General features: G+C 69.3%; 14 protein-coding genes. 5 read left to right on the plus strand and 9 right to left on the minus strand.

Annotation, left to right across the window (positions count from 1 at the left end; genetic code table 11):
- Positions 1-52: 52 nt before the first annotated feature.
- A complete protein-coding gene (gene nagB / locus OHN74_RS29480) occupies positions 53-838 on the minus strand; it encodes a glucosamine-6-phosphate deaminase (RefSeq protein ID WP_327697605.1) in 786 nt (261 codons plus the stop codon).
- Between the two features lie 514 nt (positions 839-1352).
- Between nagB and OHN74_RS29485 the strand changes: the two genes are divergently transcribed.
- The gene (locus tag OHN74_RS29485) at positions 1353-2828 is read left to right on the plus strand and encodes a sensor histidine kinase (protein WP_327697606.1); all 1476 of its coding nucleotides are present in this window, start codon (positions 1353-1355) and stop codon (positions 2826-2828) included.
- Between the two features lie 187 nt (positions 2829-3015).
- On the opposite strand, the gene OHN74_RS29490 is transcribed toward OHN74_RS29485, so the two are convergent.
- Both OHN74_RS29490 and OHN74_RS29495 read right to left on the minus strand, forming a co-directional pair.
- Positions 3016-3273, minus strand: a complete 258-nt coding sequence (locus OHN74_RS29490; RefSeq protein ID WP_006380970.1) for a WhiB family transcriptional regulator — start codon at positions 3271-3273, stop codon at positions 3016-3018.
- Positions 3274-3592: 319 nt separating this feature from the next.
- Positions 3593-4561: a diacylglycerol/lipid kinase family protein gene (locus OHN74_RS29495; protein WP_327697607.1), complete on the minus strand. Its 969-nt coding sequence runs from the start codon at positions 4559-4561 to the stop codon at positions 3593-3595.
- Positions 4562-4768: 207 nt separating this feature from the next.
- Between OHN74_RS29495 and OHN74_RS29500 the strand changes: the two genes are divergently transcribed.
- Entirely contained in the window at positions 4769-5209 is a 441-nt protein-coding gene (locus tag OHN74_RS29500) for a hypothetical protein (protein WP_327697608.1), read from the plus strand.
- An 11-nt stretch (positions 5210-5220) separates the two neighbouring features.
- Here OHN74_RS29500 and OHN74_RS29505 read toward each other — a convergent pair whose 3' ends face one another.
- From OHN74_RS29505 to OHN74_RS29515, 3 genes are all read right to left on the minus strand, one after another.
- Positions 5221-6339, minus strand: coding sequence for an RNA polymerase sigma factor SigF (locus OHN74_RS29505; RefSeq protein ID WP_443060468.1), 1119 nt, complete (start codon positions 6337-6339; stop codon positions 5221-5223).
- A gap of 17 nt (positions 6340-6356) precedes the next feature.
- Positions 6357-6770 carry an anti-sigma regulatory factor gene (locus tag OHN74_RS29510; RefSeq protein ID WP_053744517.1) on the minus strand — a complete coding sequence of 138 codons (414 nt, stop codon included), beginning with the start codon at positions 6768-6770 and terminating at the stop codon, positions 6357-6359.
- Between the two features lie 346 nt (positions 6771-7116).
- Positions 7117-7377 carry a UBP-type zinc finger domain-containing protein gene (locus OHN74_RS29515; RefSeq protein WP_327697610.1) on the minus strand — a complete coding sequence of 87 codons (261 nt, stop codon included), beginning with the start codon at positions 7375-7377 and terminating at the stop codon, positions 7117-7119.
- A 94-nt stretch (positions 7378-7471) separates the two neighbouring features.
- Between OHN74_RS29515 and OHN74_RS29520 the strand changes: the two genes are divergently transcribed.
- Positions 7472-9067, plus strand: coding sequence for a Na+/H+ antiporter (locus OHN74_RS29520; protein ID WP_327697611.1), 1596 nt, complete (start codon positions 7472-7474; stop codon positions 9065-9067).
- 20 nt (positions 9068-9087) lie between these two features.
- Here the strand turns inward: OHN74_RS29520 and OHN74_RS29525 are convergent, their stop codons facing one another.
- The 3 genes from OHN74_RS29525 to OHN74_RS29535 all read right to left on the minus strand — a co-directional run bounded on the left by OHN74_RS29525 (position 9088) and on the right by OHN74_RS29535 (position 11223).
- Positions 9088-9969: a 1-aminocyclopropane-1-carboxylate deaminase/D-cysteine desulfhydrase gene (locus OHN74_RS29525; protein ID WP_327697612.1), complete on the minus strand. Its 882-nt coding sequence runs from the start codon at positions 9967-9969 to the stop codon at positions 9088-9090.
- Positions 9970-10252: 283 nt separating this feature from the next.
- Positions 10253-10843, minus strand: a complete 591-nt coding sequence (locus OHN74_RS29530; protein WP_327697613.1) for an N-acetylmuramoyl-L-alanine amidase — start codon at positions 10841-10843, stop codon at positions 10253-10255.
- A gap of 146 nt (positions 10844-10989) precedes the next feature.
- Positions 10990-11223 carry a hypothetical protein gene (locus OHN74_RS29535; protein WP_327697614.1) on the minus strand — a complete coding sequence of 78 codons (234 nt, stop codon included), beginning with the start codon at positions 11221-11223 and terminating at the stop codon, positions 10990-10992.
- Between the two features lie 272 nt (positions 11224-11495).
- On the opposite strand from OHN74_RS29535, the gene OHN74_RS29540 reads away from it, so the two are divergent.
- Complete coding sequence (locus tag OHN74_RS29540; RefSeq protein WP_327697615.1) at positions 11496-12902, plus strand: family 2B encapsulin nanocompartment shell protein; 1407 nt, start codon at positions 11496-11498, stop codon at positions 12900-12902.
- On the plus strand, positions 12893-14140 hold the full coding sequence (locus OHN74_RS29545) for a family 2 encapsulin nanocompartment cargo protein polyprenyl transferase (RefSeq protein WP_443060580.1): 1248 nt from the start codon (positions 12893-12895) through the stop codon (positions 14138-14140). The genes OHN74_RS29540 and OHN74_RS29545 overlap by 10 nt, the downstream gene beginning before the upstream one ends.
- Positions 14141-14229 lie beyond the last annotated feature (89 nt).

Genomic DNA, 14229 nt, shown 5'->3' on the forward strand with positions numbered 1-14229 from the left:
ACAACGGACCGCCACCCAACAGCGAACCGCACCCGGCAGACGCGCAGATCCCTTAGATCCCCTGCCAGTCAGGCTTATTGACAAAAGTGTGCCGAAAATAATCCGCAAGCTTCAACTTCGAAGCCGCCCCCTCGTCGACAACCACCGTCGCATGCGGATGCAACTGCAGCGCCGACGCGGGGCACACCGCGGCAACGGGCCCCTCCACGGTCGCCGCGACGGCATCGGCCTTACCCTCGCCAGTCGCAAGCAGCACCAGATGCCGAGCCTCGAGAATCGTGCCGATACCCTGAGTGATCACGTGATGCGGCACCTGACCGATGTCGCCGTCGAAGAACCGCGCGTTGTCGATCCGGGTCTGCTCGGTCAGTGTCTTGATCCGGGTCCGCGAGCGCAGCGACGAGCACGGCTCGTTGAACCCGATGTGTCCGTCGGTCCCTATCCCCAGCAGTTGCAGGTCGACCCCGCCGGCCTCGGCCAACGCCCTGTCGTACGCCTCGCACGCCCCCCGCACGTCCTCGGCGGTCCCGTCGGGCCCCATGAACGCGTCCATCCCGATCCCGAGCGGCTCCAGCACCTCGCGCCGCAGCACCGAACGGTACGACTCCGGATGCTCGGCAGGCAGCCCCACGTACTCGTCGAGCTGGGCTATCCGTGCCCGCGACATCTCCACGGCACCGGCACTCACCTGGGCCGCGAGCGCCTGGTAGACGGGCAGCGGTGTCGAGCCGGTGGCCACGCCGAGCAGGGCGGTCGGCTTGTGCCGGAGCAGCTGTGCCATGGCCCCGGCGATGAGTTCGCCAGCCGCCTTGGCGTCCGGAACGATGACAACTTCCACGCTGGGCCTGCCGATCTGGAGTGAGCCGTGTGGTTTAGACCAATCTAACAGACCGTGGTAACGGCGGAAATTGGCCGGGCGATCCACCCCCGCACAGGAACCAACAGAGCTAGGCTGCATGGTGGACGCTTGGACGTCCGACTAGTTCGTTCGGGCGGCCGTCGGGCGTCCGGCTTGCTCGTGAAGGCACAGCAACAAACACTCTTCAACGCATGGACACAACCTGTGGTCTAGTCCACAATGCGTAGAGAGACATACGACCAGAGCCTCCGTCTTCCCCGCACAGGAAGACGGATCGAGGAACCGGGGCTCTCTGCCCTGACTGCGCCGGATCCTCATCCATCGGCCGACCGGGACCGCACACCCCACGGCCGTTGCTGCTCCGGGCTGCGGTGCCGGGAGGGCTGAGGGTCCCTCTCAGGCGCCGCGGCCCGCGGGTGTTTCCGGGCCGGTTCGAGGCCTGTCGCCCGCCACGGTTTCCGGCCATGTCCGAACCGGCGGGTACGCTCGCCAGGTGCCCTCCATGAACGAACTCGTACGCCAGCACACCGCCCTCAGCGACTCCGACCTTGAGTGGCTGCACCTGCTGGTGTCGGAGTGGCAACTGCTCTCCGACCTCTCCTTCGCCGACCTCGTCCTGTGGGTCCCCACGAGCGACGGCACCCGCTATGTCTCGGTCGCCCAGATGCGGCCCAACACCGGCCCGACCTCGTACCAGGACGACATGGTCGGCCACCTCGTCCCCCGTGGCCGCCGGCCCCTGCTGGACGCCGCCCTGGACGAGGGCCGGATCGTGCGCGAGGGCGACCCGGAATGGCGCGAAGAGGTCCCTGTCCGCGTGGAGTCGATCCCCGTGCGCAGGGAAGGGCGCGTCCTCGGGGTCATCGCGCGCAACACCAACCTCCTCACCGTCCGGACCCCGAGCCGCCTGGAGCTGACCTATCTCCAGAGCGCCTCCGACCTGGCCCAGATGATCGCCGCCGGATCGTTCCCCTTCTCCAACCAGGTGGTCGACATGGACGCCTCGCCGCGGGTCGGCGACGGACTGATCCGGCTCGACGCCGACGGAATCGTCCAGTACGCCTCGCCCAACGCGCTGTCCGCGTATCACCGTCTCGGCCTCGCCTCCGACCTCGTCGGCCACCACCTGGGCGTCACCACCGCCGAACTCGCTCCGTCACGGGGCCCGGTGGACGAGGCGCTGTCCAAGGTCGCCAGCGGCTGGGCGCCGCGCGAGTTCGAGATCGAGTCCGTCGACGGGGTCATCCAGTTCCGCGCCATTCCCCTCAAGCCCAAGGGGACGCGCATCGGTTCACTCGTCCTGCTCCGGGACGTCACCGAACTGCGCCGTCGCGAGCGTGAGTTGATCACCAAGGACGCGACCATCCGGGAGATCCACCACCGGGTCAAGAACAACCTCCAGACGGTGGCCGCCCTGTTGCGTCTCCAGGCCCGGCGCATCGAGTCGGAACGTGGACGCGAGGCCCTGGAGGAGGCCGTACGGCGGGTCGGGTCCATCGCGATCGTGCACGAGACGCTCTCCCAGAACCTGGACGAGCGAGTGGAGTTCGACGAGATCGCCGACCGTGTGCTCGCGATGGTCTCCGAGATCTCGCCGGGCGCGGTCACCGCGCGGCGCAGCGGGCGCTTCGGCATTCTGGACGCCGAGGTCGCGACCCCGCTCTCCATGGTGCTGACCGAGATCCTGCAGAACGCCCTGGAACACGGCTTCGGACCGGGCGACACCGGCTCGGTCGAGGTCTCGGCGGTCCGCGGCGGCACGACCAAGGAGGCTCGTCTCCTCGTCACCGTCCAGGACGACGGCGTCGGTCTCCCCGAGGGCTTCGACCCGCACCGCTCGGGCAACCTCGGCCTCCAGATCGTACGAACGCTGGTGGAGGGGGAGTTGGGCGGCACGTTCGACATGGTGCCGGCGCCCGAGCGGGGTACGCAGGTGATCCTCGACATCCCGGTGCGCGCCAACAAGTAGCGCGAGCACGGCGGATGGGCTACGGCGACCGGCCCGAACACAGCGATGAGCCCCGGACCATGGGACGGTCCGGGGCTCAGATGCTTGTTGTCATGCGCATCGGGGGCACTGCGCGCTGCGGCTCGGGGGCGGGAGATGCGTACTCGCTGTACGCGCCGCCAAGCTCAGGCTGTTACGGGGTGGGTTGTCAGGCGGTTGCCTGGCGGGCCCGGTTGCGGGCGGCGCGACGCTTCATGGCACGGCGCTCGTCCTCGCTGAGACCACCCCAGACGCCTGAGTCCTGGCCGGACTCGAGCGCCCACTGCAGGCACTGCTCCATGACGGGGCAGCGACGGCAGACGGCCTTGGCTTCCTCGATCTGCAGCAGCGCAGGACCGGTGTTGCCGATGGGGAAGAAGAGCTCCGGGTCTTCCTCGCGGCAAACGGCGTTGTGACGCCAGTCCATGGCTGCTACCTCTCCTTGGTATTACATGCACGTTGCTTGTGAATGTGAACGCTTTCACGAATCCCTCAACAAGTGAAGGGCCGATCATCAGACGGACTGATGTGGTCCTTTGAAGTGAGGAGGGGTTCTGGCTCTCTGTGGTGGCCGGTGTTGCGGGCCGTCCCGAGCGCCACGTAGAGACTCGCAAACCTCAGCGGCGGATACAACCCCTACCGGAAAGTTTTTTTTGATTCCTCGGTGTCGGCTCAGTCACAGCCGTACTTCCATGGGGTGGACCCTGGCCTAAACGTTCGAGTGGAAGGAGTTTAGCCCGTTCCGCTCACACAATCACACGCAGTGCACGGCGTACGCCTGTGAACGTCACGCTCGTTCGCAGTCCCAGGTGGTCGCCGTCCATCTGGAGGGGTAGGGGGACCTTCGAATGCAAGGTGAAGTCGGTCAGGTCGTGCAGGGACGTGGCATGTCTGCCATGGGGTCCCCGCTCGGGGGACGAAGTGAGCAACTGCATGCCATACCGGGCAACCGCGCCCGTCGACATGCGGCTGAGACCGAGTACGTCGAGCCCGGTATCGAACGAAGCCTTAGGCGACGCGTACACCGGACGATTGCCCAGATACGTCCACGGGGACGTATTGCAGACTATGGACAGCACAAGATCCGTCACCGGGTCGGCACCCGGCTGTTCCAGGGTGATCGTGCCGTGCCGGCGGTTGGCCTCTCCCAGGAATTGGCGCACGACCTGCCGCAGGTAAAGGGAATGTGTGGATTTACGGCCGCGTTCCCGCTGTTGTTCCACCCGGCCGATCACACCGGCGTCGAATCCCAGTCCGGCACAGAACGTGAACCAGCGCTCCTGCACCGACTCGTCCTCGGTGCCCGGGGTGCCTCTCGCGACACCGAGGCCCACTGTGCGCTCCCGGTTCTCGCGCAGCGCGTCCAGCAGGACGCCGGTGGCCTCCACGGCGTCGTTGGGCAGACCGAGAGCGCGGGCGAAGACGTTCGTGGAGCCGCCGGGGACCACGGCCAGACCGGGCAGCCGGTCCGGGTCTGGGCCGTTGTGCAGCAGGCCGTTCACGACCTCGTTGACCGTCCCGTCGCCACCGAGGGCGACGACCAGCTCGATGTCCTTGCTCTCCGCGGCCTGCCGGCCGAGGTCACGCGCGTGGCCCCGGTACTCGGTGGTGACCGCCTCGAGTTTCATCTCGCTCGCGAGAGCATGGGTCAGCACATCGCGCGTACGTGCGCTTGTGGTGGTAGCCGCCGGATTGACCACGAGAAGTGCACGCATGCGAAGAGGGTACCTACCGGGTGGTACTCGGCCCAGGGCAGGTAGGGGAACAGTAAGAAGCAGGGGCGCTCCGCGGGAAGCGCCGTATGAAGCCGCGGGGTGCGTTGTGGCTGGTCGCGCCCCGCGGCGGAGCCGCAATACGTCACAGCCCCGCGCCCCTGTGGGACGCGGGCCGGGCGCCGTACGGTCCAGGGCTACCCTTTGGAGGTGAACGCTGAGCAGACCCCCGCCCCCGAAGCCGCCGAAGAGCCCAGGCCTCTGCGGCTGACCGCCGCGGCCGTGCTCGCCGCCCTGGAGGGGCTCGCTCTGACGGTCGGCGGGGCCTTCGTCCTCGTCCTGGGGCTGACCGGCGATCCGGACGACCGGCAGCAGGCCGTCACCGGCGGCGTCACACTCATCGTGCTCGCACTGCTGCCGCTGCTCGCCGCGCGCGGGCTGCTGGGACGGCGGAGCTGGAGCCGGGGACCCGCCGTCATCACGCAGATCATGGCGCTGCCCGTCGCCTACAACCTGGTCCAGGCCGACAGCATGGCCATTCCGGGCGGGATCGTACTGGGTGTGGTGGCGGTCACCGCGCTGGTGCTGCTGGTGAACCAGGAGACGACCCGGGCCCTCGGGATCCGGGGGCCCGGCAGCCAAGCGGAGTAGACCCGAAGGGGTTACTCCTCCACCAGCAGCTTCTCGCGCAGCTGGGCCAGGGTCCGGGCCAGCAGGCGGGAGACGTGCATCTGGGAGATGCCGACCTCCTGCGCGATCTGCGACTGCGTCATGTTGCCGAAGAAGCGCAGCAGCAGGATGCGCTTCTCCCGGGGCGGGAGATCCTCCAGGAGCGGCTTGAGCGACTCGCGGTACTCGACGCCCTCCAAGGCCTCGTCGTACGACCCCAGTGTGTCCGCGACCGCCGGGGACTCGTCGTCCGTGTCGGGAACGTCCAGGGACAGCGTGGAGTAGGCGTTGGCCGACTCCAGGCCCTCCAGGACCTCCTCCTCCGAGATGCCCAGCTTCTCGGCGAGCTCGTGGACCGTGGGGGAGCGGCCGTGCCGCTGCGAGAGCTCCGCCGTCGCCGTGGTGAGCGACAGACGCAGCTCCTGGAGCCTGCGCGGGACGCGCACCGCCCAGCCCTTGTCACGGAAGTGCCGCTTGATCTCGCCGACGACCGTCGGGGTCGCGTACGTCGAGAACTCGACGCCGCGGTCCGGGTCGAAGCGGTCCACCGACTTGATCAGACCGATGGTCGCGACCTGGGTCAGGTCGTCCAACGGCTCACCGCGGTTGCGGAAGCGGCGCGCGAGGTGCTCGACGAGCGGGAGATGCATACGGACCAGCCGGTTGCGCAACTCCGCGTACTCGGCGCTGCCGTCCGGCATCGCGCGCAGCTCGTAGAACAGGGCGCGCGCTCCGCTGCGGTCCGTCGGGGAGTGGTGCGTGGCCTGCGCCGGCGGCTGTGCCGTCTGCTGTGTGCCCTGCGCGTCGTCTCGTTCGTGCTCGCTCATCGTCCCGCCCGTCGACCCTCCCCGAGTCCGAGCGTCGGCTCGAACAGGGGAGAGCTCACTTGGCCCTTCCAGGGGCGCACTCTGCACGGCACCTTCCCGATCCAGCTGCCCGTCGTCCATGAAGCCGGCCTCCGGGGGGTTGTCCTCCGGGTGCGGCCGGGCCTGCTCGGGGATGCCGGCGATCCCGGCGATGCCGGAAACGGCGTCCGCCGTGCCCCGCTGCCCGTCCGGGCCGTCGCTGCCCGCCGCGGGCAGCTCCCGTGTGCCGCGCTCTTCGTCCCGCACCGGCCCGTCCCCGTTCCTCACGCCGGCCCGGGTCCCGCGCCGCGCTTCTTGTAGAGACTGATCGACACGGTCTTGTCCTCGGCGACGGTCGAGTCGACCTGGCCCGCGAGGGCCGACAGGACGGTCCAGGCGAAGGTGTCGCGCGCGGGGGCGTGACCGTCCGTGGTCGGAGCCGAGACCGTGACCTCCAGGGAGTCGTCGATCAGTCGGAACACACAGCTGAGTACGGAGCCGGGCACGGCCTGCTGAAGCAGGATCGCGCAGGCCTCGTCCACTGCGATGCGCAGGTCCTCGATCTCGTCGAGGGTGAAGTCCAAACGGGCCGCGAGACCGGCCGTGGCCGTACGCAGCACCGACAGGTAGGCACCCGCGGCCGGCAGCCGGACTTCGACGAAGTCCTGGGTCGCGGGCTCGCCTGCGAACTGGGACACCCTCACCTCCAAGGTGGTACAAGCTCTTTCGGGGGCCGAGGGTCGCCCCCCGGGTAACGCGATACGTGGTTCAGCGGTGACGCTACCGCGCTCCGGACTTTCCTGTCCCCGGGACCCCAGCCCCTTGCCGTCACTCATAGTAAACCTGTGAATACGCACAGTGGCTAGGGGTCTGCGGGCCCAATTGGGAAGAGCGCGCGCCGGGTTGACGTACCCAGGCGTCAGACGGTCGAACCGTCCGGATCCAGGGTCACACGAGTACGCCCTCGGTCACCAATGCCCCTGCTCACGCGGGTGCGCGGGCGGGTGTACGGCAATTCCGGCCTTCGCGCGGTCGTCCGGGCGGTCATACGAGGACGTGGTCGACGAAGCACCAGCGCCAGCTCTCGCCGGGCTCGAAGGTCCGCATCACCGGGTGCCCGGTCTCCTTGTGGTGTTCTGTCGCGTGGCGCATCGGCGAGGAGTCGCAGCAGCCGACGTGGCCGCATTCCAGGCACAGGCGCAACTGCACCGGGTGGGTTCCGGCCGCCAGGCACTCCGGACAGGTGTCGTTCTTCGGCTGGGGTTCCGGGAGCGGCAGCGCGTCGGCATGCGTGCACTGTTTCATGATTGCCAGGTTACGACGGCTGTGCGGAAAGCCGCGCGGAAAGCCGGAGTGCGCGGATGACAGGGTGGGTGGAAACGAGAGTGGGCCGAAACCGATGCATGTGATGCCACTGCTCCTGCTGGTCGCGGGCAGCGCCGCCATTGCCGCCGCGGGCCGCCGCACCCCTGTCCCGCCCCCGCTGCTCCTGGTCGCCGCCGGCCTGGTGTTCGCGTACGTCCCCGGAGTGCCCGACTACGCGCTCGACCCGCATGTCGTCCTGCCGCTGATGCTGCCCCCGCTGCTGTACACGGCGGCCGTCGACAGCTCGTACCTCGATCTGCGCGCGCAACTGCGGCCCGTGGCACTGCTGTCGGTGGGGTACGTGCTCTTCGCGACCCTCGTCGTCGGCTGGGCGGCCTATCTCGTCGTCCCCGGGCTGCCGCTGACCGCCGCGCTGGTGCTCGGCGCGGTCGTGGCGCCGCCGGACGCCGTCGCGGCCACGGCGATCGCGCGCCGGGTCGGGCTGCCGTCGCGGGTCACCACCATCCTCCAGGGCGAGTCGCTGGTGAACGACGCCACCGCGATCACCGCGTACCGCGTCGCTCTCGCGGCGGCTGTCGGGGAGGGCGCGACCTGGGCGGGCGGGATCGGCGAGTTCCTGCTCGCCGCGGTCGGCGGCATCGGGATCGGGCTGATCCTGATGATGCCGATCCACTGGCTGCGCACGCACCTGAAGGAAGCGCTGCTTCAGAACACACTGTCCCTGCTGATCCCGTTCGCGGCCTACGCGGTCGCCGAGGAGGTGCACGCCTCCGGGGTCCTCGCGGTGGTGGTCGTGGCGCTCTATCTGGGACATCGCGCGTGGGAGGTCGATTTCGCGACCCGCCTCCAGGAGGAGGCGGTCTGGAAGATGGTCGCGTTCGTTCTCGAATCGGCCGTCTTCGCCCTGATCGGGCTGCAACTGCCGGTCGTCCTGGAGGGACTCGGGGAGTACGAGGGTGTCGATGCCGCCTGGTACGCGATCGCCGTCTTCCTCGTGGTCGTCGTCACCCGGTTCGCCTGGGTGTACCCCGGGACGTTCGTGCCCCGGCTGCTCTCGGCGCGGATCCGGGAACGGGAGCCGAACCCGACCTGGAAGGGCGCGTTCGTCATCTCCTGGGCCGGGATGCGGGGGGTCGTCTCGCTGGCCATCGCCTTCTCGATCCCGCTCACGATGGAGGGCGGCGAGGCGTTCCCGGAACGGAACCTGGTCCTCTTCCTGACCTTCACGACGGTCATCGGCACACTGGTCGTCCAAGGTCTGACACTGCCGCCCCTGATCCGGCTGCTGAAGCTGCCCGGGCGGGACGGGCAGGCCGAGACGCTTGCGGAGGCGAACGCCCAGGCGCAGGCGTCCAGGGCGGCACAGCGGCGCCTGGAGGGTCTGCTGGAGGACGAGAGCAACGCGCTGCCGCCCCCGCTGGCCGACAGGCTGCGCATGGTGCTGGAGCGTCGGCAGAACGCCGTATGGGAGCGACTGGGCTCGGTCAACCCCGTGACCGGCGAGACGGTGGACGACACCTACCGGCGGCTGTCCCGCGAGATGATCAGCGCGGAACGGGAGGTGTTCGTGCGGCTCCGGGACGGACGCCACATCGACGACGAGATGCTTCGGACCCTGCTGCGACGGCTCGACCTGGAGGAGGCGGCGGCGTTCAGGGAGGCGGAGTAGAGCGGGCGCGGCCCGGTGGTTCAGGGGAACGGGCGGCCCGTGATCACCGCCGCGACGGTGGTCCCGTTCGTGAACGCGCCCTCCTCCGCGAGAGCGACAAGTCCGTAGAGCATCTTGGCGACATAGAGACGTTCCACGGGTACGTCGTGACGGGCCTCGAAGTCTTCGGCGAAGGCGTGCAGTTCGGGGGTCGTACGGGCGTAGCCGCCGAAGTGGAAGCGGTGGTCGAGCGTCCATGACCCGCGTGGCCCGCCGAAGGCGAGGTCCTGGAGGGCCTGTATCTCCGCGTCCAGGAAACCGCCCTTGAGGACCGGGATGCCGAGGGCGCGTTGTCCGGGGGCGAGGCCCGCGGCGAGGCCCGCGAGGGTGCCGCCGGTGCCGCAGGCGACCGCGACGACGTCGGCGTGGCCGCGCAGCTCCTCACCGAGCGCGCGACAGCCCTGTACGGCGAGGGGGTTGCTGCCGCCCTCCGGCACGACGTACGCGTCCTCGGCGCCGGCCGCGCGGCGGAGCGCGGCGAGGGTGTCGGGGTCGGCCTTGCGCCGGTACGTCGATCTGTCGACGAAGTGCAGGCGCATGCCGCTCGCCGTGCAGTGGGCGAGGGAGGGGTTCAGGGGGCGGTCGGCGAGTTCCTGACCGCGGACCACGCCGATCGTGGGCAGGCCCAGAAGGCGGCCGGCGGTGGCCGTGGCACGGAGGTGGTTGGAGTAGGCGCCGCCGAAGGTGAGGATCGGGCGGCCGGCGGCGGCTGCCAGATTGGGGACCAGCTTGCGCCACTTGTTGCCGATCAGATCCGGGTGGACGAGGTCGTCGCGCTTGAGGAGCAGACGGAGGTTGTGGCGGGCGAAGCGGGGGTCGGCGAGTTCCTGGAGGGGGGTGGGGAGAGGGGCGGGGAGGGGCACAGGGCCATTGTGAACCGGTCCGGCGTCCGAGAAGCGAGCCCCGGCTGCCGCCCGGGCCCAGGTACCTCATCGCGTCCGGCGGTCCAGGACGAGGCCCGAGCAGCCCAGGCCTTGCTTCCCACCCGCCCACCCGTTTGCTGCATGCGTTCAGCCCAGGCCCAGGCGTATCCAGCCCGTCCGGCGTTTGAGGACAAGGCCCGTTCAGGGCCGACAGCGGGGGTCTGGGGGCGCAGCCCCCAGGGACAGGATGGGACGGGTAGGGGCGGCGGGGGCGAGGAACCCCCTACTTCAGACGGTCCCGTACCCGTTCCCTCAGCCACTGCATGGTGAAGCCCCGGGGATCGATCTTGCCGGGCTGCCATTCGAGGTGGCCGATCACCGACCGTTCCGTCCAGCCGTGGTGGCGGCACACCGCCGCGGCGACCTTCTCGATGGCGTCGAGCTGGGCCTGCGGCCAGGGATCCTCCCCGTCGCCGAGGTTCTCGCACTCGAAGCCGTAGAAATGCCGGTTGCCATCCGTGTTGGCCTCGTTGTCCGGCGGAAGTGCCTTCTCGGCGATCACCGCTCGCAGGACGTCGTCGTCGCCGAGACCCGCGTGGTTGGCCCTGCCGTAGCCGACCAGATGGACACGCCCGTCCTTGGTGATGACGCCGTGGCACAGGGGGCCGGGCAGCTCGGCGTAGCCGTTACGGCAGAGCTCCACCGTGTACTCGCTGCCCTCGGTCACCGTGTGATGGATCATCACGCCGTGGACCGGGCCCCAGGGACCCTTGTGATTGCGGTTGTGGTGGACCCAGTCGCCCACCTCGACGACGATGACACCTTCTTCCCTGAGCCGGTTCAGGAAGTCGGCAGCGGACATGGGTGGGGCCATGACCGTCTCCTTCGCGCTGCGCGACGGCCACCGGTCGTGACCGCCTCGTACCGCAGCTTGTACCGGAATCCGACGGTCGGGGTCGAATCGTTCGTACGGCGTGCGAGCCGATCCGGTCAGTGACGCCGCCAGGGCGTCACCGGCTGTCACTGGTGCAGGAACGAGTCCCCGTTCACCGCGATGTGGCTCTCCAGAGCCTGCAGGGCCCGCTGTGTCGCGTCGGGGGTACCGCTGCCGCGTCGCTCCGTGTAGTACGCCGCGCCCAGTTTCTTGAGCAGGTCGCCGCCGGCCCGCTGGGCCTGTACCTCGTCGAGCTTCTGCTTGCCCTGTGTCAGGCCGCGCTGTGCCTGTTCCTTGGCGCGGTCCAGGAAGCCTGCCATCGATGTCTCCTTGTTCGTTGTCCGTCGACTGTTCAAACGGCCGACCCGATCTTGGAGTTCCCCGAACGAGGCATTTCTCGTTCGCAGGGTCGAACGATTTGGCGAAGAACCCCTTTGTGCCCACTTCGGCGATGATCCATTCCCGCTCATTCGTGTAATAGCACTGACGCGTTCGGTGGTGAAGGCTGGTGCGCGCAGGCGTCCGATGCGGAGCACGCCCGAGGGGGGTCGACGCATCGGCGCATTACGCGTTATTGGGAGGGCAGTTCTTTATGTCGGTAGGCGAAGAGATCCGCACGGAGCAGGACAAGCCGCAGCAGAGTCTCGGCACTTCGGCCGCGCGGAACCTGGCCACCACCACCAAATCCGTCCCCCAGATGCAGGAGATCAGCTCACGCTGGCTGCTGCGGATGCTTCCCTGGGTGAACGTGCAGGGTGGCGCATACCGTGTGAACCGGCGGCTCACCTATTCCGTGGGTGACGGCCGTCTGACGTTCGTCAAGACCGGTGAACGCGTGGAAGTGGTCCCCGCCGAACTGTCCGAGTTGCCGGCGCTGCGGTCCTATGAGGACGAAGAGGTGTTCGCCGAGCTCGCCCGGCGTTGCCAGCAGCGGGAGTTCGCAGCCGGATCGGAGATCGCCTCCTTCGGCAGCGCGAACGACGAGGTGTTCCTGCTGGCCCATGGCAAGGTCGAGAAGATCGGCACCGGCCTGTACGGGGACGACACCGAACTCGGCATGCTGGCCGACGGCGCCTACTTCGGCGACCAGGCGCTCGTCGACCCCGACGCCCTGTGGGAGTACACGGCCCGTGCGGTCACCACCTGCACCGTGCTGACACTTTCCCGGCAGCATTTCGAGCAGGTCGCCGAGCGTGCCGACTCGCTGCGCGAGCACCTCCGGGCGCTGAGCGCGATCCCGGAGCAGAACGCCAACAGGTACGGCGAGAAGCAGATCGACCTCGCGGCCGGTCACAGTGGTGAGCCGGACATCCCGCGCACGTTCGTCGACTACGAGGCCAGGCCCCGCGAGTACGAACTGAGCATCGCCCAGACCGTGCTGCGCATCCACTCCCGCGTCGCCGACCTCTACAACCAGCCGATGAACCAGACCGAGCAGCAACTCCGGCTCACGGTCGAGGCGTTGAAGGAGCGGCAGGAGCACGAACTCATCAACAACCGGGAGTTCGGGCTGCTCAGCAACTGCGAGTACGACCAGCGGCTCCAGCCGCACGACGGCGTACCCAGCCCCGACGACCTGGACGAACTGCTCAGCAGGCGGCGCGGGACCAAGTTCCTGCTCGCCCATCCGCGCGCGATCTCCGCGATCGGCCGTGAGCTGAACAAGCGCGGACTCGTCCCCGAGACGATCGACATGAGCGGCAACCGCATCCCCACCTGGCGCGGTGTGCCGATCTTCCCGTGCAACAAGATCCCGGTCACCGAGGCTCGTACGACCTCGATCATCGCCATGCGTACCGGCGAGTCCGAGCAGGGGGTCATCGGGCTCCAGCAGGCCGGTATCCCGGACGAGATCGAGCCCAGCCTGTCCGTGCGGTTCATGGGCATCAACGAACAGGCGGTCATCAACTACCTGGTGACGGCCTACTACTCGGCGGCCGTTCTGGTGCCGGACGCCCTCGGCGTGCTGGAGAACGTCGAGATCGGCCGCTGGCGATGACCAGGGCCCACGGCCCGGCCGAGACCATCGAGACTCTGGATCCGGAGAGGCGGAACCCCATCGGCAGTCCGGCGGAGAGGCCTTCGGAGAGATCAACGGAGTCCGGGGGATGTGAGCGGCCGGCCGTGGGCACAAGGCACGCGAGGCAGGGGGGTTCGTCCCCCGTACGTGTAAGGGGGACAGGGGAGGAGCAGGTGGCGTCCGGCGGGGCCGACGGGCAGGACGCCGCCCTCATCCTGGAGCAGGCCCGGACGGTGGTCGATCCCGCTTTGCGCGCGGCGATCGAGTCGCTGCCCGGGTCCATGCGCCGCGTCGCGCTCTACCACTTCGGGTGGGAGCACGCGGACGGCAGCCCGGCGGCGGGCAACCCGGGCAAGGCGATCCGCCCGGCGCTCGTGCTGACCGCGGCCGCGGCACTCGGCGGCCGACGGGAGGCAGCCGTACGGGCGGCTGCCGCCGTGGAACTGATCCACAACTTCACCCTGCTGCACGACGACGTCATGGACCGGGACACCACCCGCAGACACCGGCCCACCGCGTGGACCGTGTTCGGCGACGCCGACGCGATCCTCGCGGGGGACGCCCTGCAGGCCCTGGCGCTGCGGTTGCTCGCCGAGGACCCGCACCCGGCGTCGGCCACCGCCGCCGCCCGGCTCGCGTCCTGTGTCGTCGAGCTGTGCGAGGGGCAGCACGCGGACACGGCCATGGAGAAGCGGGGCCCCGGCGAGGTCACCCTCGACGAGTGCCTCGTCATGGCCGAGGCGAAGACGGGCGCGCTGCTCGGCTGCGCCTGCGCCCTCGGAGCGCTGTACGCGGGCGGGTCGGCCGAGGACGTCGAGGCGATGGACGCGTTCGGCCGGGAGGCCGGGCTCGCCTTTCAGCTGATCGACGACGTGATCGGGATATGGGGGGACCCGACCCGCACCGGCAAACCGGCCGGGGCGGATCTGGTCGCCCGCAAGAAGTCCCTGCCCGTGGTGGCCGCACTGGCCTCTGGCACACCGGCGGCCACCGAACTGGCCGAGTTGTACGGAGTTCCGTACGACGAGACGCAGGAAGGGGCGCTGGAGAGGACGGTGTCGGCCGTCGAGCGGGCGGGCGGGCGGGACTGGGCGCAGCTCCAGGCGGCCGACCGGATGGCCCGCGCGATACACGAACTGTCCCGCGCGGTCCCCGACCCGGAGGCGGCCGGCGGCCTGCTGTCCCTGGCCGAGTTCGTGACCCGCCGCACCACCTGAGGCCCCGGAGCCACCCGCGGCGGGGCGTACGGCCCTGACTCCGTACGTCCCGCCACGGCGCTCCGGCCCGACGGGTCCCGCACATCCCC

The sequence above is a fragment of the Streptomyces sp. NBC_00459 genome, from assembly GCF_036013955.1.
Taxonomy (GTDB): Bacteria; Actinomycetota; Actinomycetes; order Streptomycetales; family Streptomycetaceae; genus Streptomyces.

Excerpts from the sequence above, each read along its gene's own strand:
- OHN74_RS29490 (WP_006380970.1), bottom strand. The coding sequence starts at position 3,273 with ATGGACTGGCGTCACAACGCCGTTTGCCGCGAGGAAGACCCGGAGCTC.
- OHN74_RS29495 (WP_327697607.1), bottom strand. The coding sequence starts at position 4,561 with ATGCGTGCACTTCTCGTGGTCAATCCGGCGGCTACCACCACAAGCGCA.
- OHN74_RS29515 (WP_327697610.1), bottom strand. The coding sequence starts at position 7,377 with ATGAAACAGTGCACGCATGCCGACGCGCTGCCGCTCCCGGAACCCCAG.
- OHN74_RS29520 (WP_327697611.1), top strand. The coding sequence starts at position 7,472 with ATGCATGTGATGCCACTGCTCCTGCTGGTCGCGGGCAGCGCCGCCATT.
- OHN74_RS29530 (WP_327697613.1), bottom strand. The coding sequence starts at position 10,843 with ATGGCCCCACCCATGTCCGCTGCCGACTTCCTGAACCGGCTCAGGGAA.
- OHN74_RS29535 (WP_327697614.1), bottom strand. The coding sequence starts at position 11,223 with ATGGCAGGCTTCCTGGACCGCGCCAAGGAACAGGCACAGCGCGGCCTG.
- OHN74_RS29540 (WP_327697615.1), top strand. The coding sequence starts at position 11,496 with ATGTCGGTAGGCGAAGAGATCCGCACGGAGCAGGACAAGCCGCAGCAG.